This window comes from Alteromonas naphthalenivorans, from assembly GCF_000213655.1.
Taxonomy (GTDB): domain Bacteria; phylum Pseudomonadota; class Gammaproteobacteria; order Enterobacterales; family Alteromonadaceae; genus Alteromonas; species Alteromonas naphthalenivorans.
The window spans coordinates 4,292,975-4,316,625 of the sequence record NC_015554.1 but is presented as its reverse complement, the minus strand read 5'-3'; the positions used below and the strand labels follow the sequence as shown (position 1 = coordinate 4,316,625).

The 23,651-nt window shown below is 44.4% G+C and carries 23 protein-coding genes; 20 read left to right on the top strand and 3 right to left on the bottom strand.

The window, feature by feature from the left end; translation table 11 throughout:
- Window positions 1-107: 107 nt before the first annotated feature.
- Window positions 108-803 (bottom strand): NAD(P)H-flavin reductase, encoded by a 696-nt coding sequence (fre, locus tag AMBT_RS18820; RefSeq protein WP_013786239.1) that lies wholly within the window; start codon window positions 801-803, stop codon window positions 108-110.
- A gap of 23 nt (window positions 804-826) precedes the next feature.
- Complete coding sequence (gene ubiD, locus AMBT_RS18815; protein ID WP_013786238.1) at window positions 827-2,314, bottom strand: 4-hydroxy-3-polyprenylbenzoate decarboxylase; 1,488 nt, start codon at window positions 2,312-2,314, stop codon at window positions 827-829.
- 247 nt (window positions 2,315-2,561) lie between these two features.
- On the opposite strand from ubiD, the gene AMBT_RS18810 reads away from it, so the two are divergent.
- The 3 genes from AMBT_RS18810 to AMBT_RS18800 all read left to right on the top strand — a co-directional run bounded on the left by AMBT_RS18810 (window position 2,562) and on the right by AMBT_RS18800 (window position 6,504).
- A complete protein-coding gene (locus tag AMBT_RS18810; protein WP_013786237.1) occupies window positions 2,562-2,813 on the top strand; it encodes a TIGR02647 family protein in 252 nt (83 codons plus the stop codon).
- A gap of 266 nt (window positions 2,814-3,079) precedes the next feature.
- Window positions 3,080-3,724 (top strand): tetratricopeptide repeat protein, encoded by a 645-nt coding sequence (locus tag AMBT_RS18805; protein WP_013786236.1) that lies wholly within the window; start codon window positions 3,080-3,082, stop codon window positions 3,722-3,724.
- Between the two features lie 446 nt (window positions 3,725-4,170).
- A complete protein-coding gene (locus AMBT_RS18800; protein WP_013786235.1) occupies window positions 4,171-6,504 on the top strand; it encodes a TonB-dependent receptor in 2,334 nt (777 codons plus the stop codon).
- Between the two features lie 181 nt (window positions 6,505-6,685).
- On the opposite strand, the gene AMBT_RS18795 is transcribed toward AMBT_RS18800, so the two are convergent.
- Window positions 6,686-8,371, bottom strand: a complete 1,686-nt coding sequence (locus AMBT_RS18795) for an alkaline phosphatase D family protein (RefSeq protein WP_013786234.1) — start codon at window positions 8,369-8,371, stop codon at window positions 6,686-6,688.
- Between the two features lie 212 nt (window positions 8,372-8,583).
- Between AMBT_RS18795 and rnr the strand changes: the two genes are divergently transcribed.
- The 17 genes from rnr (at window position 8,584) to rpmJ (ending at window position 23,557) form a co-directional block, all read left to right on the top strand.
- A complete protein-coding gene (gene rnr / locus AMBT_RS18790) occupies window positions 8,584-10,896 on the top strand; it encodes a ribonuclease R (RefSeq protein WP_013786233.1) in 2,313 nt (770 codons plus the stop codon).
- Window positions 10,896-11,633, top strand: coding sequence for a 23S rRNA (guanosine(2251)-2'-O)-methyltransferase RlmB (gene rlmB, locus AMBT_RS18785; protein WP_013786232.1), 738 nt, complete (start codon window positions 10,896-10,898; stop codon window positions 11,631-11,633). Before rnr ends, rlmB begins: the two co-directional genes overlap by 1 nt.
- Before the next feature lie 549 nt (window positions 11,634-12,182).
- Entirely contained in the window at window positions 12,183-13,871 is a 1,689-nt protein-coding gene (locus tag AMBT_RS18780) for a S8 family serine peptidase (RefSeq protein ID WP_013786231.1), read from the top strand.
- A gap of 233 nt (window positions 13,872-14,104) precedes the next feature.
- Window positions 14,105-15,481 carry a DUF4397 domain-containing protein gene (locus AMBT_RS18775; protein ID WP_013786230.1) on the top strand — a complete coding sequence of 459 codons (1,377 nt, stop codon included), beginning with the start codon at window positions 14,105-14,107 and terminating at the stop codon, window positions 15,479-15,481.
- Between the two features lie 144 nt (window positions 15,482-15,625).
- Window positions 15,626-17,713 carry an ATP-binding protein gene (locus tag AMBT_RS18770; RefSeq protein ID WP_013786229.1) on the top strand — a complete coding sequence of 696 codons (2,088 nt, stop codon included), beginning with the start codon at window positions 15,626-15,628 and terminating at the stop codon, window positions 17,711-17,713.
- Between the two features lie 345 nt (window positions 17,714-18,058).
- On the top strand, window positions 18,059-18,427 hold the full coding sequence (gene rplN, locus AMBT_RS18765) for a 50S ribosomal protein L14 (RefSeq protein ID WP_013786228.1): 369 nt from the start codon (window positions 18,059-18,061) through the stop codon (window positions 18,425-18,427).
- Window positions 18,428-18,439: 12 nt separating this feature from the next.
- Window positions 18,440-18,754 carry a 50S ribosomal protein L24 gene (rplX, locus tag AMBT_RS18760; RefSeq protein ID WP_013786227.1) on the top strand — a complete coding sequence of 105 codons (315 nt, stop codon included), beginning with the start codon at window positions 18,440-18,442 and terminating at the stop codon, window positions 18,752-18,754.
- 17 nt (window positions 18,755-18,771) lie between these two features.
- On the top strand, window positions 18,772-19,311 hold the full coding sequence (gene rplE, locus AMBT_RS18755; protein WP_013786226.1) for a 50S ribosomal protein L5: 540 nt from the start codon (window positions 18,772-18,774) through the stop codon (window positions 19,309-19,311).
- A gap of 11 nt (window positions 19,312-19,322) precedes the next feature.
- Window positions 19,323-19,628, top strand: coding sequence for a 30S ribosomal protein S14 (gene rpsN, locus AMBT_RS18750; RefSeq protein ID WP_013786225.1), 306 nt, complete (start codon window positions 19,323-19,325; stop codon window positions 19,626-19,628).
- Window positions 19,629-19,641: 13 nt separating this feature from the next.
- Complete coding sequence (rpsH, locus tag AMBT_RS18745; RefSeq protein WP_013786224.1) at window positions 19,642-20,034, top strand: 30S ribosomal protein S8; 393 nt, start codon at window positions 19,642-19,644, stop codon at window positions 20,032-20,034.
- A 13-nt stretch (window positions 20,035-20,047) separates the two neighbouring features.
- Window positions 20,048-20,581 carry a 50S ribosomal protein L6 gene (rplF, locus tag AMBT_RS18740; protein WP_013786223.1) on the top strand — a complete coding sequence of 178 codons (534 nt, stop codon included), beginning with the start codon at window positions 20,048-20,050 and terminating at the stop codon, window positions 20,579-20,581.
- A gap of 12 nt (window positions 20,582-20,593) precedes the next feature.
- Window positions 20,594-20,947 carry a 50S ribosomal protein L18 gene (gene rplR, locus AMBT_RS18735; RefSeq protein WP_041453128.1) on the top strand — a complete coding sequence of 118 codons (354 nt, stop codon included), beginning with the start codon at window positions 20,594-20,596 and terminating at the stop codon, window positions 20,945-20,947.
- Window positions 20,948-20,956: 9 nt separating this feature from the next.
- Complete coding sequence (gene rpsE, locus AMBT_RS18730; RefSeq protein ID WP_013786221.1) at window positions 20,957-21,457, top strand: 30S ribosomal protein S5; 501 nt, start codon at window positions 20,957-20,959, stop codon at window positions 21,455-21,457.
- A 6-nt stretch (window positions 21,458-21,463) separates the two neighbouring features.
- Entirely contained in the window at window positions 21,464-21,643 is a 180-nt protein-coding gene (gene rpmD, locus AMBT_RS18725) for a 50S ribosomal protein L30 (RefSeq protein WP_013786220.1), read from the top strand.
- 3 nt (window positions 21,644-21,646) lie between these two features.
- Complete coding sequence (gene rplO / locus AMBT_RS18720; RefSeq protein ID WP_013786219.1) at window positions 21,647-22,081, top strand: 50S ribosomal protein L15; 435 nt, start codon at window positions 21,647-21,649, stop codon at window positions 22,079-22,081.
- A 5-nt stretch (window positions 22,082-22,086) separates the two neighbouring features.
- Complete coding sequence (gene secY / locus AMBT_RS18715) at window positions 22,087-23,406, top strand: preprotein translocase subunit SecY (protein WP_013786218.1); 1,320 nt, start codon at window positions 22,087-22,089, stop codon at window positions 23,404-23,406.
- Window positions 23,407-23,443: 37 nt separating this feature from the next.
- Window positions 23,444-23,557, top strand: a complete 114-nt coding sequence (gene rpmJ, locus AMBT_RS22270; RefSeq protein ID WP_013786217.1) for a 50S ribosomal protein L36 — start codon at window positions 23,444-23,446, stop codon at window positions 23,555-23,557.
- The last annotated feature ends 94 nt before the right edge of the window (window positions 23,558-23,651 follow it).

The window sequence follows — 23,651 nt, the reverse complement described above, 5'->3', positions numbered from 1 at the left end:
CGTTGAGCAGTCAGTGGGAAGGTGCTCAACGCTTTGTTAATCAATTTTCATACTATCTCTGTATGTACAAAGTCACCATTTTAAAATGTAACAATATGTACGTATGTTTAAATAAACGCGAAGGCATCGCCAAATAGGTTTTCTACTTTTAAGCCGCGAACGGTAAAGTCTTCACGTACAGTTTTAGCCATTTCAAAACGCCCTGCTACATACACTTGCATGTGTTCGAAGTCTGTATGGTCGGCTAATACTGCATGGTGAACCCATCCTGTTCTACCTTTCCAGTCGTCTTCGGCAAATTCCACTACAGGTACAAAGGTAAAGTTATCGTGCTTGGCAGCGAGTGCATTTAGCGCTTCTGATAGATATAAATCACCGGTATGACGGCCTCCCCAATAAAGGGTAATAGGTGTTTTATCACCGCTGTTCAGATGCTGCTGTAAGATAGAGTAGGTGTAGGAAAAGCCTGTGCCGCCAGCGATTAGTACCATCGGCAAGCCATTTGATTGTAAAAAGGCTTCACCGTTATTTACGCTAAGACTAATTTCGCCTTCTTCTTTCATCCGACTTAATACTTCGCCGGCGAAAGTATTGCCAGGCTCTGCGCCAATGTGAAGTTCAATGCGTGAATTATCATAGGCTGCATTGGCAATAGAGAAGGGGCGCTTGTCTTTTTCGCCCATATCAATAAGTGCGTACTGGCCTGCTTGAAAGGCAACTGGCGCGGGAGGTGTTAATTCAATTTTGTATACTACGTCGGTTAACGGCGTGATGCTGGCAACCTTACATTTAATTTCTGACATGTAATCTCTTCTTACGTTTGCTGTTAGCGTTTCGCCGTTGGTAAGTCCATGATACCAAGTTCATCCCAGATATCATCCACCCGTTTTTTCACGTCTTCGTCCATCACAATGGGTTCGCCCCATTCACGGTCGGTTTCGCCGGGCATTTTATTGGTGGCGTCCATCCCCATCTTCGACCCAAGGCCAGACACTGGCGAAGCAAAATCTAAATAGTCGATGGGAGTATTTTCAATCATAACCGTATCGCGTGCCGGATCCATACGCGTGGTAATGGCCCAAATCACATCGTTCCAGTCGCGGGCGTTTACGTCGTCATCGCACACTATCACAAACTTTGTGTACATAAACTGTCGTAAAAACGACCAAACCCCCATCATTACGCGCTTAGCATGACCCGGATATTGTTTTTTCATGGTAACCACAGCCATGCGGTAAGAACACCCTTCTGGCGGTAGGTAAAAGTCTACAATTTCTGGAAACTGTTTTTGCAAAATAGGCACGAATACTTCGTTTAATGCTACGCCTAAAATAGCTGGCTCATCAGGCGGGCGACCGGTATACGTTGAATGGTAAATAGGATCTTTACGATGGGTAATATGGGTTACCGTAAACACAGGGAAGTCATCAACTTCGTTGTAGTAACCAGTATGATCGCCGTAAGGCCCTTCGGGCGCGACTTCGTCTTGTGCAATATAACCTTCCAGAACAATTTCAGCGCTTGCAGGCACTTGCAGGTCGTTACTTATCGATTTAACCACTTCAGTTTTATCGCCTCGCAACAACCCTGCAAAGGCATATTCGGAAAGGGTGTCAGGCACAGGAGTAACGGCACCTAAAATAGTGGCCGGATCGGCCCCTAGTGCCACGCTTACCGGATAGGGTTTTCCTGGGTGAGTTTGGCACCATTCACGAAAATCGAGCGCACCACCACGGTGAGATAACCAACGCATAATAAGCTTGTTCTTACCGATAACCTGCTGGCGATAGATACCTAGGTTCTGGCGGTTTTTATGCGGGCCTTTAGTCACACTTAACCCCCACGTAATAAGCGGCGCGGCATCACCGGGCCAGCAACGCTGGATAGGCAGTTTACCTAAATCGACATCATCACCGGTTAGTACGACTTCTTGGCAAGGTGCTTTTTTTACGACCTTGGCTGGCATATTCAGTACCTGTTTAAAAACAGGCAGTTTTTGCCATAAATCCTTTAGTCCTTTAGGTGGTTCGGGTTCTTTTAAATAGGCCAGTAATTCGCCCACTTCTCGAAGTGCCGCAACCGATTCTTGCCCCATTCCCATTGCCACACGTTCTGGTGTGCCAAATAAGTTGGCCAATACAGGCATGCTATGGTTTTTAGGGTTTTCAAATAATAGCGCAGGGCCACCGGCACGTAATGTACGGTCAGCTATTTCGGTCATTTCTAAATCGGTATCGATTGGCTGGCTAATGCGAACCAATTCACCTTTGGCTTCCAACTGGTGAATAAAGTCACGTAAATCTTTGTACTTCATTTGAACAGGGGGTATCCGCAGACTAAAGTTAGGAACAAGAATATACTATTTCGACACAAAGTCCGATCAGTTCAGTGGGCTAAAAGGGTGGCTTATCAGGTTTTAGCGGCGTATGTTGATAAAATAATCTGGACACCCTACGTAAATGGTAGTCTGATAGCGTTAGTGCGGTTGAACTTCAAGTAGTTGAACTGTCAATACAAAAGAGTGAAAAACAATAATACCCTTTTTTGCCTAAGGTGAGTGTATGACAATATTTGACCAGGACATGCTCGACGAACTTAACTTATTAGTTAAGTTCCCTACAGACAGTTTATTACAAGGCCTAAAGATACATCACGATGCCAGCCAATCAATGGTGAATGCTGCATCAAGACTTTATGCAAAGGGTCTGATTACTCAGCCCGATGGCGGTTACCTTACCGACTTAGGAATAGATTTGGCCGATCATTCCCGCCATCTGCAATCGGCGTTGTGTAACCGCAAAAGTAGCCACTAAAGAATACACGCTTGTAGCGGGGCTGCTGTTTAACATGCCCCGTTAAACAAGCCTCGTTAAACTAGCATTAAGTATTCGCTTTAATGGCCGATAATTAAACATAGCCATTAAGGTCTAGATGCAAATATCGTCATATTCATACCCTTATTTGTTTCTTTGCCATTATACCTAAACGCTTTAGAAGCATGGTTTGTAGACATTAACCTCAGACTTTAACTTAAGACTTTAACTTAAAATACCAACGTCTAAATAAAGAAGCCATTGATATGAAACTGTATTCACTGCCCACAATCTGTTTATTGCTTTCTACACTTTTCAGCGCCGCGGTGTTGGCTGAAGGGGAAACCATTGATGAAATTCGTGCGGTACAGTTATACGATCAAAATGCGCTTATCGATATGATTAATGCCAACACCCACTTAGATAAAGTGGTCGCCGATAGGTGTCAGCTTGTACAAGATATTGAAGCCCGTGCGGATATACTTAAAGTGCCTGCCTACCAGTTTTTATGGGGCGATATGTTAGCCTGGGGCGTATGTGTAGATGCTGAACCTGCCAGGGGCATGACCCATATTGAAGATGCAGCGAACCAAGGTTTCCCTGCTGCGTTAGAACAGTTAGGTCGTTATTATGCGAACGGCACTTTAGTACAACAAAATAAAGAAAGAGCGGTAGTGTATTTGCGAGAAGCCGCAGCGCTTAAAAGTTTAAAGGCGCAATTGCAGTTAGTTGAGCTATTTCTTGACGGTTACGGCAGCCCTTACGACTATCAAGATGCCTATCATTGGTTACATAACTCAGTCACTAACGACAAAGCACAGCATCAAAAAATAGCCAGTTACTTAAGCAAGCTTGAACAGCTAATGCACCCTAAAGCAGTACGCGCAGCAAAACGCCCACTAGACAGCTAATCCACTTAGGCTAGCAATCACTGGTAGCACGTTCGCCCGCCATTAAGCACGTTCGCTAAAAAGTATATGGCGCGCTCGAAAACTTCCCCCACTGCAACAATGCTTGAGCAAATTCACTTAAACCGCAATTCACTTAAAACGTAATATAGTGCGACTTTAATAAATTAAAACCGCAAGAAAAAACATCCAGTAGGCTATCAATAGCCTCTTACTCCAATCCAACACATTCATTGTGTACTTATATACGTGCATGATATTTATTGGGTTTTGAAACATGTTGTCATAAAACTGCCTCTTACCTGTCACCTTCGCTTCATCATTTCGTCTTATAACAAGATTAGATTCATCTGCTTTGCAGAGCTCTGACCACTACTGCAATAAACCATGAAAAAACACACACAACCAAGCGCAGAACACATTAACGAGATATTCATTAAGGGACACACATGTTTTCAAAAACGCTATTAGCCAGCGCTATTTTTAGTGCATTGGCCGCCCCAACATTTGCTAATACAGATTCACCAGCAGATGAGAAAGACTACATTGAAGAAATTACCGTTACTGCTCAAATGCGTGAGCAATCGATAATGGATGTTCCGGTAACCATGGATGTTATTTCAGGCGACTTTTTAGAGCGCACAAACATTATGGAACTTGATGAGCTTTCTCGCGTTTTGCCAAACGTTCAAATTCAAGAACAAGCGGTAAGCCTACCTTCATTTAATATTCGTGGCGTTACAGACGACGGCTCTTCCGTTTCGGCTACTCCACGTATCTCGGTATATCAAGATGGCTTCGATATCAGTAAGAAAACAGTATCAAGTGTAGCGCTTTACGATATTGCTCGTGTCGAAGTATTAAAAGGCCCGCAGCCCACACTATTTGGTGTTGCCGCGGCTAACGGTGCTATCAGTATTCACTCTCACTTGCCTACCAATGAAAAGGAAGCAAGGGTTCAGCTAGGTTACGACACTGAGTCGGGCAAAGAAGCCGAGTTCATGGTCAATACACCTATTAATGACAATCATAGCGTGCGTATTGCCGGCTTATATCGTCAGATGGACGGTATTGTAGAAAACAATGCCTGCTCTGAAGACAGCTACTATGGCAACGCCGACATGATTGATCATTTAGGTAATACCGTGCCCTGTAACAGTGAAGATCTGCAAGGTATTTCAGTACAAGCCCTACGTGGTACATGGAAAGCCAGCTACGATAACTTTGAAATAATAGCCCGTGCTTCAATGGAATATAACGACCAACCAGGTATTGCATTTAAATCAGGCTCGATTGCGCCTAATGGCGGCGATACCAGCCCGTTTACAGCGGCTGAATTTAGTATGGGCAGTGAGCTTGGTATTGAGCGTACACTGCAGGCCTACGATATTTCATTAGATTACGATATTAGCAACAGCTTAATGTTTCATGGCGATGCGTATTATAAAGATGTAGAAGTGAGTGAAGGGTTTGATGCCGATGGTTCGGCCCTTAGAATTCAAGATGCTTACTTCGATAACGATGCAACACTAAGCGGTGGTTCTATGCGCTTGGTTTATGATGCGGGCGAAAAGCTGGTGGCTTTTGTGGGCGCCTCAGTAAGCCAAGACGACTCAATATTGCCGTATTACGTTATGGTAGACCCGTTTGTACGCGGCACCTTCGATGCGGTAAAAGCGCAATTAGAAGCGTCTTCGAATATTCCGCTCAATCAAAACATTGCTACCGATGCCTCGCTTGAAGAAATTGAAGCTTTGCGCGCTATGTTAGTGTCTTCATTGTTTAATGCCGATGGCACGCCAATTTCAAGTGCAGACTTCCCCTCTACTATAATTCAAGGCCCGTACATCTTTGAAGCTGAGTTAGACATTACTTCTTATGTGGCAGAAGTTTCTTACTTTGTGACTGATAAAGTGAATGTGACCGCCGGCGTGCGCTACATTGATGAAACTCGCTATACCAAAAATACCTATACATTAGATTCAGGCACGTTTGAATTTGAGGGGGAAGGCGACTTTGACGATACGCTACCTCGTTTTGCTGTAAGTTATGACATGAACGATAACTGGAATCTCTATGCGAACTACGCCCGAGGCCGTCGCTCACCTGTAGTTAATGCCGACTTCTCTGGTGTATCGACGACTAAAGCTGAAATTGTTGATAGCTACGATTTAGGCGTTAAATATCAAAGTAACAATTTCACCTTCTCCGGTGCGGTTTTTACCTATGAATATAGCGATTATCAGCAGTCTTATACTGATCCTGAAACTTTACAATCCATTACCGTAACCGTGGGTGATTCAACCATGTCCGGTATTGAAGGCATGGGAACCTACCATTACAGCGATACCTTATCGATTACCGGTAGCATTGGTTTCTTAGACGCAGAATTTGCTGATGAAACGGCCGATGGTAGCCCATTTCAATATGCTGGCAATAAATTCCGCTTAGCGCCAGAAGTGAGCGGTGCGATAAACATCAATAAGGAATTTGAAGTTCAAAACTGGCTTGTAAATGTGAATTGGTTAACTAGCTTCCAGTCTGAAGTATTCTTTGAAAGCAGTAATTACCCGGGTTTATCGCAAGATACTCATTCTTTAACAGATATTTCAGTACAGTTCTCACAAGAAGCCAGCAGCTTTGCGTATGAAGTGTATTTAGAAAATGCCTTCGATAAAGAATATGTAATTGATGCTGGTAATACGGGTGGTGGTTTAGGTATTCCTACCTATGTTCGTGGTATGCCGCGCATTGCAGGCGTTCGCTTCTACTATAGCTACTAATATCGGTAGCTTTTAAATAATAAAAAATCCCGTTTCGCTTTTGGCGGTAACGGGATTTTTTTTGTCTTGGTGCTAGGTGGCAAGTAACGGGGCTAGCGCTTTACTCGTATCAATTCAGACTTTGCCCAGCCACTACTTACTTTTTTACTTAGCCTCTACTTGGCCACTAATCAGGCTTTCGTCAGCCCTCAATAACAAACTCATGACTATTTACTGTACTGGATGATGTGGATTTAATCGTATCTACATAACGCCACGTGGCAACCGCCTGTTTTTCAGTAAAAGATACCGTTAAATATCCCCGCTGATGCAAATTGCAATATGCTAAATCATCGATAAGTACAGGAAGATCCTCCGCCATAATTTTCGCAGTGTCAGCATCCATTTTTAAATAATGCTCCATACCCGGCGATGAAACACTGGATGTGGCAAGCTCCGTTGCCACCGCGGTGCCATCTTGCAAGGTTAAGGTGTTATGCCACGCATTGTGCGTGTCGCCCGCTAACGCGATCACTGGTTTATTTAATTGTTGCACTGCGGTTAGCAATTTTTCCCTTTCTACCGGATAGCCATCCCAGGCATCAAGGTTGTATGGCATGGCAGCGGCTAGCAGCTTTTCTTCTTGTGCTGAAATGGTTTCTCCGGCTAGCTTTCTGCGTTTGCTATTTGCAAGGGCGTGCACATGAGCAGGAATTTTTTCAAAAGGGACACCATTAAAGATAGAGGCAGGAAACATCATGCGGCCAATTAAAAGCTGCTGCCCTAATACTTGCCACTTCGCTTTGCTATCGTTCATGGCCGTGTTAAGCCATGTTCGTTGAGCATCCCCCAGTAAACCTCGTTCCGGCGCACTAATCGCCTTGGTAAAGCTGGGTAAATCAAAAGCCTCGGAATCGGGAGCATCAGGGTTGCGAAAGTCACTATAGGCTAACTGCTTATCTCGCGCTAAAACACGAGTATCTAGCATGTATAGGTCAACCAAGTCGCCAAAGGTAAACTGTCGATATATTTCTAATCTGCTTTCACCAAAGGTAGGTCGAATGGGGAGCCACTCATAATAGGCTTGCACCGCCGCGGCTCTGCGCGCATAAAAATCCCCCTCATCTTCCTGATGATTTTCAGCACCATCTTTGTAGGTGTCGTTAGTGATCTCATGATCGTCCCACACCACAATAAAAGGCTTAGCACGGTGTAAATCTAATAAACCTTGGTCAGTACGATAGAGCGCGTAGCGTTTACGGTAATCTTCAAGAGTATACAACTCGGTATCGTTGTCTTCGGCAAACGTGCGGCCTAATTCTTTAGCATGTTCGGTGGCATAGCCTTCGCCATCATATTCGTAAATGTAGTCGCCTAAATGCAATACAAAATCAATATTCTGCTGTGACGCAGCATCAGCATAAGGCGTAAAAAAGCCCGCAGGGTAGTTAGAACATGAAAACACTCCGAACGTTACCTGGCTTACATTTTCTTTCGGTAAGGTTAATGTTGTACCTACTTCGCTCATACTATTTGCGCTTTTGAAGCGATAATAATAGCGGGTGGCAGGATTCAAACCGGAAACATCAACTTTAACAGTATAGTCTCGTGATTGCTGAGCCTGGGCAATATCACTGGCAACAAGCGTACTAAAATCTTTTGAAGTAGATACTTCCCATAAAATGTTAGCGTTTGCTGCTTTTTTGTCGGGCAAAGCTCGGGTCCAAAGAATAACGCTATTATGCAGAGGATCGCCGCTAGCAATGCCATGAGTGAAGCTGGCACTATCTTGTGGCTTTTTAGTAGAAACACAGCCGGCTAAACCTGTTGCAATGGCAACACTGGCACCGGTAATAGAACTTAATTTAATAAAAGAACGTCTGTCCATAAGGCATGTCCGTAAGGGTTATTTTTTTAGTGATTGAGAACTAAAGATATATCGAAAGTGTATGACACTGGCATGGCAGTTTTATAACGTAATGTTTTGTGCAGATTGCTGTTATACTGTGCGTAAATCGAACGCTTTAAAATTGCTATGCGTAGAACATGGGCAACAGTGTTTGAAAAATGAATAAACTAACGAGGCGACAGAACAACTCTATGAGTGATGATCCGCATTATCAGCGCGAGAAAGAAAAGTACGAAAATCCGGTAGCAAGCCGGGAGTTTTTGATGAGTTTATTGAAAGAAGAAGACAGACCTATGTCTTTTCTTGAAATATGTACGGCAGTAAATGCCGAAGAAGAAGATGCTCGCATTGGCATTCAACGCCGCCTTCGCGCCATGGAGCGAGAAGGGCAAGTTCAGTTCACCCGTCAAAAGAAGTACATTCTTCAAGATCAAGATGAGTTGTTCCGCGGTAAAGTGATTGGCCACCGTGATGGCTTCGGCTTTTTACGCCCGGAAGATAAAAGCGGAGACCTGTTCATTAGTGCAGGCCAAATGAAACTGTTTTTGCATGACGATATTGTAGAAGCACGAGTAAGTGGCACTGACCGCCGCGGTCGTAAAGAAGCCTTTATTACGCAGGTGGTAGAGCCGCGTTCAGAGCCTATTGTTGGTCGCTACTTTGTAGAGCAAGGGTTTGGCATGGTTGTGCCAGATGACAGTCGTCTACAGTATGAAATTGTTATCCCTCCTGAACACGTACACGGCGCCCGTATGGGGCAAATAGTGGTGGTTGAGCTTACGCAGCGCCCACGTCGTAAAATGAGCCCAGTGGGTAAAATTGTTGAAGTACTAGGTGAACATATGGCGCCTGGTATGGAAATAGAGATGGCGCTTCGCACCTTTGATATTCCGCACCAATGGCCAAAAGGCGTTACCAAACAGGTTAAAAGCCTTACCGAGCAAGTGCCAGATGAAGCAAAAGAAGGGCGAATCGATTTACGTCAGCTTCCACTTGTTACCATCGATGGTGAAGACGCTCGCGATTTTGATGATGCCGTATATTGTGAACCGTTAGATGATGGTGGTTGGCAACTATGGGTAGCCATTGCCGATGTCAGTTACTACGTACGAAACGGCACAGCGTTAGACGATGAAGCCCAGCAGCGAGGCAACTCGGTGTATTTCCCCGAGCAAGTTATTCCTATGCTACCGGAAGTGCTGTCTAACGGCTTGTGTTCACTGAACCCAGAAGTTGATCGCTTGTGTATGGTGTGCGAGATGACCATTACCGCTCAAGGTAAGTTAGATACTTACCAATTCTATGAAGCCGTAATGAATTCTCACGCGCGTTTAACTTACACCAAGGTATGGCAAATACTGCAAGGCGACAAAGATCTTCATCAACGGTATGAAGCACAAGTGCCGCATTTGCGCCATCTTCACGATTTATATCGCTCGTTGAAAAAAGCCCGTCAGCACCGTGGTGCTATTGAGTTTGAAACCCAAGAAAGTAAGTTTGTATTTAACGCCCAGCGTAAAATTGAAAACATCGTGCCGCTTATCCGTAACGATGCCCACAAACTTATTGAAGAGTGCATGATTTTAGCTAACGTTAGTGCTGCACTGACACTGTCTGAAAATGAAGCGCCAACGCTTTATCGTGTACACGATAAACCAGATGCCGATAGGTTGACGGCTTTCACCAGCTACTTAGCTGAAATAGGTGTACCGCACAAAATTACCGATGAAGCCTTACCGGCAGATTTCACCGACGTGGTATTAAAAACCCGTGGTCGCCCTGACGAAGAGCTTATTCAAACCATGCTGCTTCGTTCAATGAAGCAGGCTATTTATGATGGTGACAACCTAGGCCACTTCGGCTTAGCCCTTGAAGCTTATGCGCACTTTACGTCACCTATTCGTCGTTACCCTGATTTGGTAGTTCACCGCGCATTAAAAGGGATTATTGCCAAGCAAAAGGGCAAAAATACGGTTTCAGGTGCAAAGAATTACACCGTTGAAGAAATTGAACAGCTAGGCGAACAGTGCTCGATGACTGAGCGTCGTGCCGACGATGCTACCCGTGATGTTGCAGACTGGCTTAAGTGTGAATTCATGCTTGACCATGTAGGTGACACTTTTGAAGGCGTAGTGAGTTCAGTGACAAACTTTGGTTTGTTTGTTCGCTTAACCGAATATCACATTGATGGCCTAGTACACATTACTTCACTTGATGACGATTTCTATCACTACGATCAAGTTAAACAAATACTGGCGGGTGAGTCGGGACATCGTCAATTTAGATTAGGCGATACCGTAGAAGTGAAAGTGGCTGCGGTTAACCTAGATGAAAGAAAGATTGATTTATTGCTGGATAAGTCTATGCTGCGCGGCCCCGGCGGCAAGAAGGTTAAAGTAGCCAGTGCGAAGAAGCCGCCTAGAAATGCCAAGCGAGGCCCTAAAAAAGCTGCGCCCAAAGGCAAGGGGGCACCATCGCGTTCGAAGAAAGGGGATAAGCGTTAATGGCACAGCAAGAATGGTTATATGGTTTACATGCAATGCAGTCGGTTCTAGAGCAAGAACCAGAGCGTGTAATGGAAGTAATGGTATTGAAAGGCCGTAATGATGAGCGTTTGACTAACATTGTTAATCAAGCACGTCGATTCGGTATATCAGTACAGTTTTGTCAGCGCAAAGCACTAGATGATAAAGTTAACGGTGAACAGCACCAAGGCGTAGTAGCCAGAGCGAAACCCGCTCGTGTTATGGATGAAGCTGACCTAGATAGAATTTTAGATAAAGAAAGTAAGCCTTTATTGTTAGTACTTGACGGTATAACCGACCCGCATAACCTAGGCGCTTGTTTGCGTACAGCTGATGGTGCTGGTGTGCATGCGGTTGTTGTACCTAAAGATAAATCGGCAAGCCTTAATGGCACTGTGCGCAAAGTCGCGTGCGGCGCAGCGGAAGTGATTCCACTTATTCAAGTGACTAACTTGGCGCGTACATTAAAGCATCTGCAAGACAAAGGTTTATGGATTGTGGGCACGGCGGGCGAAACCGACAAAACCCTTTACGATATAAAACTAGATGGCCCAACCGCATTAGTAATGGGCGCTGAAGGTAAAGGCATGCGCAGGTTAACTAAAGAAACCTGCGATGAGTTAGTGAAGCTACCTATGGCAGGTAGTGTAAGTAGCCTTAATGTATCGGTAGCCACTGGTGTTTGCTTGTACGAGATAGTGCGACAACGTGGCTAACTAGCTTTTATTAAGTTGGTATACAACTATTCGCTACAAACTTATATTAGCTACAGACTTATTCGCAAAAGACTGATTCGCAAAAGACAGAAGCCGTTAACGTATTCGTTAGCGGCTTTTTCGTTTCTGAAAACCGTTAGGGAGAGCGTGAAATTAATAAGTAAATATTTAAGGTGTTTTAAATTGTAAATTAATATTTTCTTACAAATTGGCGCTTTACATTCGAACCTCGCGCCACATCTGCATTTACCGAAATTCCAACGCTACTGAAGCACAATTCAATCTACAACTTACGTATATATTTTCAACGTGAGGAACATTTCGTAATACTTAACTCATTGATTCTATGCTTAATAGTTAAATGGTGTGCATTTGATGTATTACCGAATGCCACATCAAAAGGCAGGTGGGTCGTTTGCGAATTTGAGCATGGAGTGCTTTCGTAGGAAGTAGCGTTTGCCCTGAATGTCTATTAATAACAACGAAGTTTCAAAAGCGCTGTAAAGCGTTGAAACACGACAAGACAGATAACAGGAAATAAAAGTGAATATGAAACACACAAGTATATCAGCCATCGCCCTTGCAGTTTCTGTAGGGTTGGTAAGTCACGCTGCAACTGCAGCAATGACTAAAAACACGACAGCAACGAACACAACTAATGCACCAGTAAAAGTGGAAGAGCAAAAAGCATCGCTTCAATCTTTACTCGGTAAACGACTAGTTTTAAAGGGCGAGTCTGCACAAGAAGAACAGCGCTATATTATAAAATTCAAAGAAACATTAACGACAGATGTTATTAGCAATGCCAGTAGCAGTAAATCTGGCTCGGCTGAAACAGTTCAAGCCACAAAATCTATTGTGAAGCGACCTTTTGAAGTGCAATCAGCCCGCAGTGAAATACAAAAGGTGGGGGGAGAGGTTCGTAAAGAGCTTGGAAAACATCGCATGATGGCGGCGTCTTTAAGCCGAAGTGCCCTCAACAAACTGCGTAACAACGCAAATGTAGAAAGTATTGAAGTAGATGTAAAGCGCACACCTATGGCGCAAACCACGCCTTACGGTTACACAATGGTACAAGCTAATCAGCTGTCGCAAGCAGATACTACCGCTCGGCGAGTATGTGTTATCGACACGGGATACAACCTAGGGCATCCAGACTTACCTGGCACTAACAACGGCGTAACCGGTCAGGCGAATAATAGTGCCGTGGGGAATTGGTATAATGATGGTAACGGTCATGGTACGCATGTGGCGGGCACCATTGCCGCTTATGATAATAGCGAAGGGGTTGTTGGTGTTTACCCAGGCGTGAATTTGCATATCGTTAAGATATTCAATGACAATGGTGATTGGACCTACGCCTCTGATCTTATTGATGCCATTTCACAGTGTCAAAGTGCCGGGGCTAACGTGGTAAACATGAGTTTAGGTGGAGGCAGCGCGTCTACAACCGAGCAAAACGCCATGCAAAGCTTTACCGACGATGGCTTGTTGCTAGTAGCTGCTGCAGGTAATGCAGGTACGAGCGCGAAGTCATATCCTGCTTCGTACGATGCAGTCATGTCGGTTGCCGCTGTTGATTCAAATGAAAATAGAGCAAGCTACAGTCAGTACAATGACCAAGTTGAAATAGCCGCACCGGGTAGTGCCGTTTATTCAACATACCCTACAGACACGTATGCGTCTTTAAGTGGAACTTCAATGGCTACCCCTCACGTAGCAGGTGGCGCGGCCTTAGTATGGAGTTACTTCCCTCAGTGCTCAAACACGCAGATAAGAAATGCGTTAACATCAGCGGCCGAAGACAAGGGAGCAAATGGGCGAGACAACTTGTATGGTTTTGGCCTGATGCAACTTGAGGATGCCTACAGTTACCTGAATACCAATGGTTGCGGCGGCAGTGGCGGTTCAGATCCCGGTACCGACCCAACTGTTGAGCCGGTTTCAGGCCAACTAACTGGGCTATCGGCATCCCGAAGTAATTGGAATCGCTATACCTGGACCATTCCTGAAGGTGTGACGACTATGACGGTACAAACGTCTGGCGGTAGTGGCGATGCCGATTTGTATATGAAATTTGGGTCACAACCCGAAACCAGTGACTTTGATTGCCGTCCTTACGAGAATGGTAATAACGAAGTGTGTACGTTCCAAGCACCAGCAGCGGGTACCTGGCACATCGGAATTCGTGCTTACACAACTTACAGTGGCGTAACGTTATCGTATTCCTATGAATAAATAGTTAATCCACAAATAATAAGCTAGCCCCTATTACCTTATAAACAGGTAATAGGGGCTTTTTTGTATAGAAAGACAAAATACTTTTGTAGTGAATTGTCAGCTTTGTAAAGGCAGCGTAAAGGTGTGAACTATAACAAGCTTTGTAGTGCCATACGGCAGTATAGTTCACGCCTTTCTGGGCAGTGTAACTCCCTTCAAACAATCACGAATTTAGTAAGGACGTTCAGTATATGCAATTTCAATTTCCGGCTTGGTTACGAAACGTAGCTATCGGTCTGGTGGCAATATCAGGGTTAGCTGCTTGTGGTGGCTCTGACAGCAGCTCCGATTACTCGTATGCTTATATACAATTCTATAATGCTTCGCCAAATGGTGCGAATGTAGAAATGCGAGAAGTCGATGGAGATAGCTTTGGCTCTGCGCAATTTGGTGATACTACTGCGATGTACTCAATGGACAACGGTGAAATTGAACTTGAGTTCATTCGCACCGACTCAGATGACCAAGAAGTACTTATTGATACTTACACCGTTAACCTTAAAAATGGTGACAAGCGTCTTATCGTAATGAGTGGTGATTTTGATTCACCCATTATCAGCGATTACAGCTATACCCGTGAAACGCTAGAAGATCACTTTAGGTTATTCGCATTGTCTGTAACCATTGATGAAGGTTCTTACGACTTCTATTTAGCCGAGTCTGGCGACCCGTTTGAAGCGGCAAACTTCTTAGGTACGGTAACGGCCTCTGAAATGATTGAGTTTGACTACTGGGATCCAGATGATGACAGCGACTACTTTGATGAAGATGAGTACACCATTTATCTAACAGAGCCAGGAAGTACTGAAGTTCTATTTGAATCACAGACAATAGACTTTGCATACGAAACTGAATACCTACTCACCATGCGTGATGTAAGTGGCGCAATTCAATCAGGTTTGGTTGTAGACACTATTTTGAATTCATCATCAGTGACGGCGTTAACCGATGTTGAAGCAGACTCACAGTACCGTATTTATAACTCGACAAATATTACCACTGCACTTGATGTGACTTTTGGTGGCAACACCGACGAAGAGGATGTTGCATTTTCACTGGATGCCGGGGAATTATCTGAATTCACTGAAATTGGGTATGGCGATTACCGCGTAACAGTAACGGATACCTCTGGTGAAGCCACAACGCTAAGTAATAAGCTTATCACCTTGAACCAAGGTGAAAGTAAAGCAATTCTAATCTACGAAAAAGCGGGCGCACTTGGCGCGGTAACATTCGTAGAAAGTGGACTGCCTCAAGCGTACGATAAAACAGTGAACTTCATTAATCTTGTTGAAGACTTTGATGATGTGGATTTCTACCTAGTACGTAACGATGAAACTATCGATACTGCAGAATACGACCTACAAAATTTAGAGTTTGGCGAGACTGACAGTGAAGTATTACCGTCTGATTACTACGAAATCATTGCCGTTTACGAAGATGATAACGAAGAGCAGATTCTGCTAGACCGTACAGCTCTATTCGGATTTAACGAAGAAGAGAACTATATTGTTACGGTAGAACCCGCAGATACCGCAACTGGCTATGAAATTAACATTTTGTATTAATCACTTATGTGAAAATTATACTAATTGCTAATACTGGTATGCTTTAAATACCGAGAGTTTCAGTTACCTTTAGAAAAGACTATTACTTCCCTGTAATGGTCTTTTTTTGTTTTAAGGGCTTTTTAAAGGTGGGCGTAAATCCTCATGAGTGTAATTAAAGATCTTCACAAAATTACTACCGATGGCGGGTTATCCTTCAGCGAAAAAGTGGCCCGTTTGCTAGAGATTGGCACTGAGGTATTAGGCCTTGAAACCGGCATTGTTAGCTTTGTGCAAAATGGCACCTACACGGTGGTGCAGGCCATTTCACCGTTGAATGAAATTGTAAGCGGCGCTGAGTTTCCATTGTCTGATACGTATTGCGCTGATACCGTGAACGCAAATGGAATCGTGGCCTATAACGACATTGACGTAATGCCAGGCAACAGCCACCCGTGTTACGCCCTCTACACATTAAAAAGCTACTTAGCTACTCCTATACATGTGAATGCAGCGCTATATGGCACACTCAACTTCTCTTCTATTACGTCGAAGAGCGACAGTTTCACCGCCTTAGATTATGACTATTTACTGCTGCTTGCCGACTGGATAGGGGCAGAGGTGGCACGTGAACAAGCGTTGAGTGAAATCATTTCTCAGAAAAATGCCTTAGAAGAACAAAACGCGCTTTTAAACCAGATTACTGAATTGGCGGGTGTTGGCACGTGGGAGCTTGATGTAGAAACAGGTGCACTCAAATGGTCTGCGTCTTTGAAGCGCATGTTACAAATGAGCGAAAAGCAAGACATCACCCCATCCCACGCACTTAACTTTATAGCGAATAAAAAAGTACGGAATGTTTACGAATCTAAAATGGAAGAAATTGCCATAAACGGCAATGATTGGGCTTACGAGTTTGAAGTTATTACCGATGGTGGTGAAAAACGGTGGTTGGAGAGTCGTGCACACCCCATTATGAAAAATGGAACCTGCCTTAAAATTATCGGCGCAACTCGAGATATAACTGAGCGATTTAACACCACCCAATCTTTGAAACAAAAAACCGCGATCGCAGAGCAAGCCCTTAAAGCGCGAAGTGAGTTCCTAGCAAACATGAGCCATGAAATACGAACCCCAATTCATGGTGTGCAAGGCATGCTCGAGACCCTTTGCAGTACATCGCTTAATGAAAAGCAAAAAGAGTATACCCATGTAGCTATGCGAAGCGCAGAATCCTTGCTCAATATTGTGAATGATATTTTAGATTTTTCAAAAATTGATTCAGGGCATATGACCTATGATGTTGAGCCTGTTAATTTTAAAGAGTTAATTGAGCAACAAATACCTATGTTTAGGCGTTTAGCCGATAAAAAAGGGATTGAATTTATCACCGAAACGGCGGCGGTTTCAGATACGTTATTTCTCGCTGATTCGTTAAGATTAAGTCAGATACTGATGAACCTTATGAACAACGCGGTGAAGTTCACTGATAAAGGTTCAATTAAAATTAGTACGCGATGTACCAAGTATGGTGCAGGGCGCTTTAGGGTTAAGCTAATTGTTACCGATACGGGTATTGGTATTAGTGATGAGCAGCAAAAAGTCATCTTTTCGCCATTCCTTCAGGCCGAAGAGTCGACACAGCGACGCTTTGGCGGTACAGGTTTAGGCTTAGCCATTGTGAATAATATTGTTGAGCATTATGACGGCAACGTAGAAGTGTCTAGCGCGATAGGGGAAGGGGCTCGATTTATCGTTACCATGACCCTAGATTGTGCAAATGCCGGTGTAATGAAAGAAAAAGCTATCGCAGCAAACAAGGTCACACCGCTTTGCAAAAGAGTGCTGTCAGAATCGCGCGTGTTAGTGGTTGAAGATAACGAAATAAATCAGATAGTCATTAAAGAGCAATTAAAAGAAATTGGTGTGTCGGTAGAGCTCGCCAATAATGGTGCGTTAGGCCTCGCTAAGGTAACAAGTGCTATTGCGCGGAAAAAGCCATACGACCTTATCTTTATGGATTGCCACATGCCAGTGATGGACGGATTAGCTGCCACGAAAGAAATTAGAGCGCTAGGTGAAACCGTTCCTATCATTGCACTTACTGCCAACGCGCTGAGTGGCGAAAAGGAAAAGTGTTTGCGAGCAGGAATGGATGACTTCATATCAAAACCTGTAGGCGTTTCGCGGTTAGGAGACTGTATTAACTATCACTTGTCTTATAAACAGGAGAAGTTAAAAGATCCTGCTTGATAGCCAACTTTTGGCTATCTGCCCCGGCAATGCTGGGGCTTTTTTATGGATGTGTTACGGGGGATATAAAATCACAAGACAAACTATAAAATCATGCGTATAATATGTGTCTGCTTCTGGCGCTATTCATGTCATGCGTCATGCGACCCCCTCGCATTTCAGAAACAATGTACTCAAATTCCCCATCGATTAAAAATAATCCAATTTAACGCTATCTCTAGCTCAAAATTTCTGTTATAGTTTCGCGCCCTTTTTATGGGGGTATGTATATAAATTCAACAATGTTTGTTGGGTTTAGCAGCAATAACGACTCGGCAGAGTCTCATAATAGAGCGGAGCACTAACATGATCCAAATGCAAACTAACCTGGACGTTGCAGACAACAGCGGCGCTCGCAGGGTTCAGTGTATTAAGGTTCTTGGTGGCTCGCATCGCCGTTATGCAGGTATCGGTGACATCATCAAAGTTACTGTGAAGGAAGCAATTCCTCGCGGTAAAGTTAAAAAAGGTGACGTACTGAATGCAGTGGTGGTGCGTACTAGAAAAGGCGTTCGTCGTGCAGATGGTTCATCCATTCGTTTTGACGGCAACGCAGCTGTTTTGCTTAACGCAAACAAGCAACCAATTGGTACGCGTATCTTTGGACCGGTAACCCGTGAGTTGAGAAGTGAAAACTTCATGAAAATCATCTCATTGGCCCCAGAGGTACTATAAGGAGTCACGATAATGGCTAATAAAATTCGTCGTGATGATGAAGTAGTCGTATTAGCGGGTAAAGACAAAGGCAAACAAGGCAAAGTCCTTAAAGTGCTTATTGCTGATAACCGTGTAATTATAGAAGGTGTTAATCTTATCAAGAAGCACACTAAGCCAAACCCACAATTGGGTGTAGCTGGTGGAATTGTTGAGAAAGAAGCTTCTATTCACGTTTCTAATGTTGCGATTGTTAACCCGGCAACGGGCAAAGCAGATCGCGTTGGTTTCCGTTTCGAAGATGAGAAGAAAGTTCGTTTCTTCAAATCTAACGGCGAACTTGTTTAATTATATTGGAGAGTACGATGGCGAAACTGCATGATTTCTATAAAGAAACAGTAGTAGCTGAACTTGCTAAGCAGTTCGGGTACAAAAGCGTCATGCAAGTCCCTCGGATTGAAAAAATCACTCTAAACATGGGTTTAGGTGAAGCAATTGCTGACAAGAAGGTGCTTGAAAATGCTCAAGCTGACATGGCGGCTATCGCCGGTCAGAAGCCGATTGTTACAGTTGCTAGAAGATCAGTAGCGGGCTTTAAAATCCGTGAAGGTTATCCGATTGGCTGTAAAGTAACCTTACGCGGCGAGCGTATGTGGGAATTCCTTGAGCGTTTGATTTCAATCGCTATCCCACGTGTTCGCGACTTCCGTGGTTTGAACCCTAAGTCATTCGACGGTCGTGGTAACTACAGCATGGGCGTGCGTGAGCAAATCATTTTCCCTGAAATCGATTTCGATAAAGTGGATAAAGTTCGTGGTATGGATATTACTATCACTACCAGTGCGGACTCAAATGAAGAAGCACGTGCTCTGCTGGACGCGTTCAACTTCCCATTTAAAAAGTAGGGTGTAGGGTTATGGCAAAAGAATCAATGAAGGCCCGTGAAGTAAAGCGCGCTAAGCTAGTAGCTAAGTACGCAGAAAAACGTGCCGCACTTAAAGCGACTATCAGCGATGTTAACGTATCTGAAGAAGAGCGTTGGGACGCTGTTCTTAAGCTACAACAACTGCCACGTGACTCAAGTTCTTCACGTCAGCGTAATCGCTGCCGCGTAACTGGTCGTCCACATGGTTACCTTCGCAAATTCGGTCTTAGCCGTATCAAACTGCGTGAAGCAGCGATGCGCGGCGAAGTCCCTGGCCTTAAAAAAGCCAGCTGGTAAGGAGTAGCTGATAATGAGCATGCAAGATCCTATCGCGGATATGTTTACCCGCATCCGTAACGGCCAAATGGCAGAGAAAGTTTCTGTAGTTATGCCTTCTTCTAAACTTCGCGTAGCAATTTGTGAAGTATTAAAGTCTGAAGGTTATATTACTGACTTCGCTGCATCTGGTGACGTTAAGCCTGTTTTAGAAGTTACGCTTAAGTACTTCGAAGGCAAGCAAGTAATTGACACTATTGAGCGTGTAAGCCGCCCAGGTCTGCGAATCTATAAGAAAAAAGATGAGCTTCCTAAAGTAATGGGTGGATTGGGTGTCGCGATCGTGTCGACTTCTAAAGGTGTGATGACTGACCGTGCAGCGCGTAACGCTGGCATGGGCGGTGAGATCATCGGTTATGTAGCATAACGGAGGAGTTGAAATGTCACGAGTAGCAAAAGCCCCAGTAGACTTGGTTTCAGGTGTAGATATTTCTATCGCTGGCCAAGAAATTACCGCAAAAGGTAGTAAAGGCACTTTGACCCGCGTTTTTAACGACGCTGTAGAAGTTGTACAAGAAGAGAACCAATTGAAAGCACTTCCTCGCGAAGGTTTCGCTGACGCTTGGGCACAGGCTGGTACTGTACGCTCTCTTCTTAACGCAATGGTTCAAGGTGTTTCACAAGGTTTTGAGAAAAAGCTTCAGTTAAATGGTGTTGGTTACCGTGCGCAAGCACAAGGTAGCAAACTAAACCTGACGCTTGGTTTCTCTCACCCAGTAGTATACGAGATGCCTGAAGGCATTACCGTTGAAACGCCTACGCAAACTGAAATCGTCGTGAAAGGCGCCGATAAGCAGGTTGTAGGACAGGTTGCGGCGAACATTCGCGCTTACCGTCCACCAGAGCCTTACAAAGGCAAAGGTGTACGTTACGCTGACGAACATGTACGTCGTAAAGAAGCTAAGAAAAAGTAGGTGGGTGATACGATGGATAAGAAAACAGCTCGCATTCGTCGCGCTACACGCGCACGAGCAAAAATTCGTGAACTGGCCGCGCATCGCTTGGTAATTAACCGTACACCTCGCCACATCTATGCTCAGTTAATCGCTCCTAGCGGTTCTGAAGTATTAGCAGCGGCTTCTACTGTAGATAAAGAACTTGCAAAAGATCTTAAGTCAACAGGTAACGCTGAAGCAGCGGCGATAGTCGGTAAAGCAATTGCAGAACGCGCTAAAGAGAAAGGCATTGAAAAAGTGGCTTTCGATCGTAGTGGTTTTAAATACCACGGTCGCGTTAAGGCATTAGCTGATGCAGCTCGCGAAGCTGGCCTTCAGTTCTAGGAGTTTATAATGGCTAAACAAGAAGTTCAGAACGGTGAACTATTAGAGAAATTGATTGCTGTTAACCGCGTATCTAAAGTGGTTAAAGGTGGTCGTATCTTTAGTTTTACTGCATTGACAGTAGTGGGTGACGGTAATGGTCGCGTAGGTTTCGGTTATGGTAAAGCACGTGAAGTGCCTGCTGCAATCCAGAAAGCTATGGAAAAGGCACGTCGCAACATGGTTGACGTTGACCTTAACGGCCACACGTTACAGCACCCAATTAAAGGTCGTCACTCTGGCTCTAAAGTCTACATGCAACCAGCATCAGAAGGTACCGGTATCATCGCCGGCGGTGCAATGCGTGCAGTACTTGAAGTAGCTGGTGTACAGAACGTACTTTCAAAATGTTACGGTTCTACGAACCCAATCAACGTTGTTCGTGCAACAATCAACGCGCTGACAGAGATGAATTCTCCAGCGAAAGTTGCTGCGAAACGTGGATTGTCTGTATCAGAAATTTTGGGGTAATCAGACATGGCAACGATTAAAGTAAAGCAAACTAAAAGTGCGATTGGCCGTCTGCCAAAGCACAGAGCTACGCTTAAAGGTTTAGGCCTTCGTAAAATCAACCATGTTCGTGAACTGGAAGATACGCCAAGTGTACGCGGCATGATTCACCGTGTTAATTACATGGTCGAAATAGTCGAGGAGTAAGTTATGCGTTTAAATACTATTGCTCCTGCTCCAGGAGCTAAACATTCTGGTAAGCGTACTGGTCGTGGTATCGGTTCAGGTCTAGGTAAAACAGGTGGCGCAGGTCACAAAGGTCAAAAAAGCCGTTCAGGTGGCCGTGTTAAGCCAGGATTTGAAGGTGGTCAGATGCCACTTCAGCGTCGTCTTCCTAAATTCGGTTTCACATCACGTAAGAGCTTCGTTACTGACGAAGTAACTCTTGCAGAAATCGCAAAGGTTGATGGTGATACAGCATCTCTAGAAACTTTAAAAGCAGCTGGTCTTGTGAAAAAAGAGATTCAGTTCGTTAAAGTTATCAAGAGCGGTGAAGTATCACGCGCTGTTACAGTAAGCGGTTTAAAGGTTACTAAAGGCGCTAAAGAAGCGATTGAAGCTGCTGGCGGTAAAGTAGAGGAATAAGCTAGATGGCTAAACCAGGATTGGATTCAGGCGCGAAAAGCGGCTTGAGTGAGCTTAAAGCAAGATTGTTGTTCGTACTCGGTGCGATTGTTGTATTCAGATTAGGTTCTTATGTTCCTATTCCGGGCATCGATCCAGCTGTACTTGCTGACTTGTTCGAGCAACAGAAAGGTACCATTGTAGAAATGTTTAACATGTTCTCCGGTGGTGCGCTTGAGCGTGCATCCGTTCTGGCTTTGGGCATCATGCCATACATTACTGCATCAATTATTATGCAGTTGCTCTCGGTGGTTCATCCACCGATGATAGAGCTTAAAAAAGAAGGCGAAGCAGGTCGTCGTAAAATTAGTCAGTACACACGTTATTTAACGTTGGTATTGGCTATCTTCCAATCAATTGGAATATCGACGGGTCTGCCTAACCTAATTAATGGACTGGTATTGAACCCTGGCTTCGGATTCTACTTTACGGCAGTAGTGAGCTTAGTCACAGGAACGATGTTCCTAATGTGGTTAGGTGAGCAAATTACTGAACGAGGTATCGGTAACGGTATTTCTATATTGATATTTGCTGGTATTGTTGCCGGTCTACCAACAGCGATAGGTCAGACGGCAGAACAAGCAAGACAAGGCGACATTAACTTGTTGTTCTTGTTGTTGATGGCTGTGATTGTTATTGCGCTTACATACCTTGTGGTATTTGTAGAGCGCGGACAGCGCAGAATTGTGGTAAACTACGCAAAGCGTCAGCAAGGCCGTCAGGTTTTTGCCGCGCAAAGCACGCATTTACCACTGAAAGTCAACATGGCTGGTGTAATTCCACCCATCTTTGCTTCCAGCATCATTTTGTTTCCGGGTACTATCGCAGGATGGTTCGGACAGAATGAATCTACGGCGTGGTTGCAGGACGTAGCACTTATGCTATCTCCAGGTCAGCCCCTGTATGTGATGTTATACGCAACAGCGATAATCTTCTTCTGCTTCTTCTACACGGCGTTGGTTTTCAACCCGCGTGAAACAGCGGATAACTTGAAGAAGTCTGGTGCGTTTGTACCAGGTATCCGTCCTGGTGAACAAACATCACGTTATATCGATAAGGTAATGACTCGTCTGACTCTGGCAGGCGCGCTGTACATAACCTTTATTTGTTTGGTGCCTGAATTCATGCTAATTGCCTGGAATGTTCCGTTCTACTTCGGTGGTACGTCGCTTCTAATTATTGTGGTGGTTATCATGGACTTTATGGCACAGGTGCAGACACATTTGATGAGTAGTCAATATGAGTCTGTTCTGAAGAAAGCTAATCTTAAAGGCTACGGCCGTTAAGTTAGCCCCTTAATTTATAAGATAGGGGAGTGATGTAATGAAAGTTCGTGCATCAGTTAAAAAGATTTGCCGTAACTGTAAAGTTATCAAACGCAACGGTGTTGTGCGCGTAATTTGTACAGAGCCGAAGCATAAGCAAAGGCAAGGTTAATCTACGCGGTACTGAATACTCGCAAAGCCAATAAGCAGGGCCTGACTTATACTTATCAGGTTCTGCTGGTTTTGTTTAAAGTGTTCAGAACCTA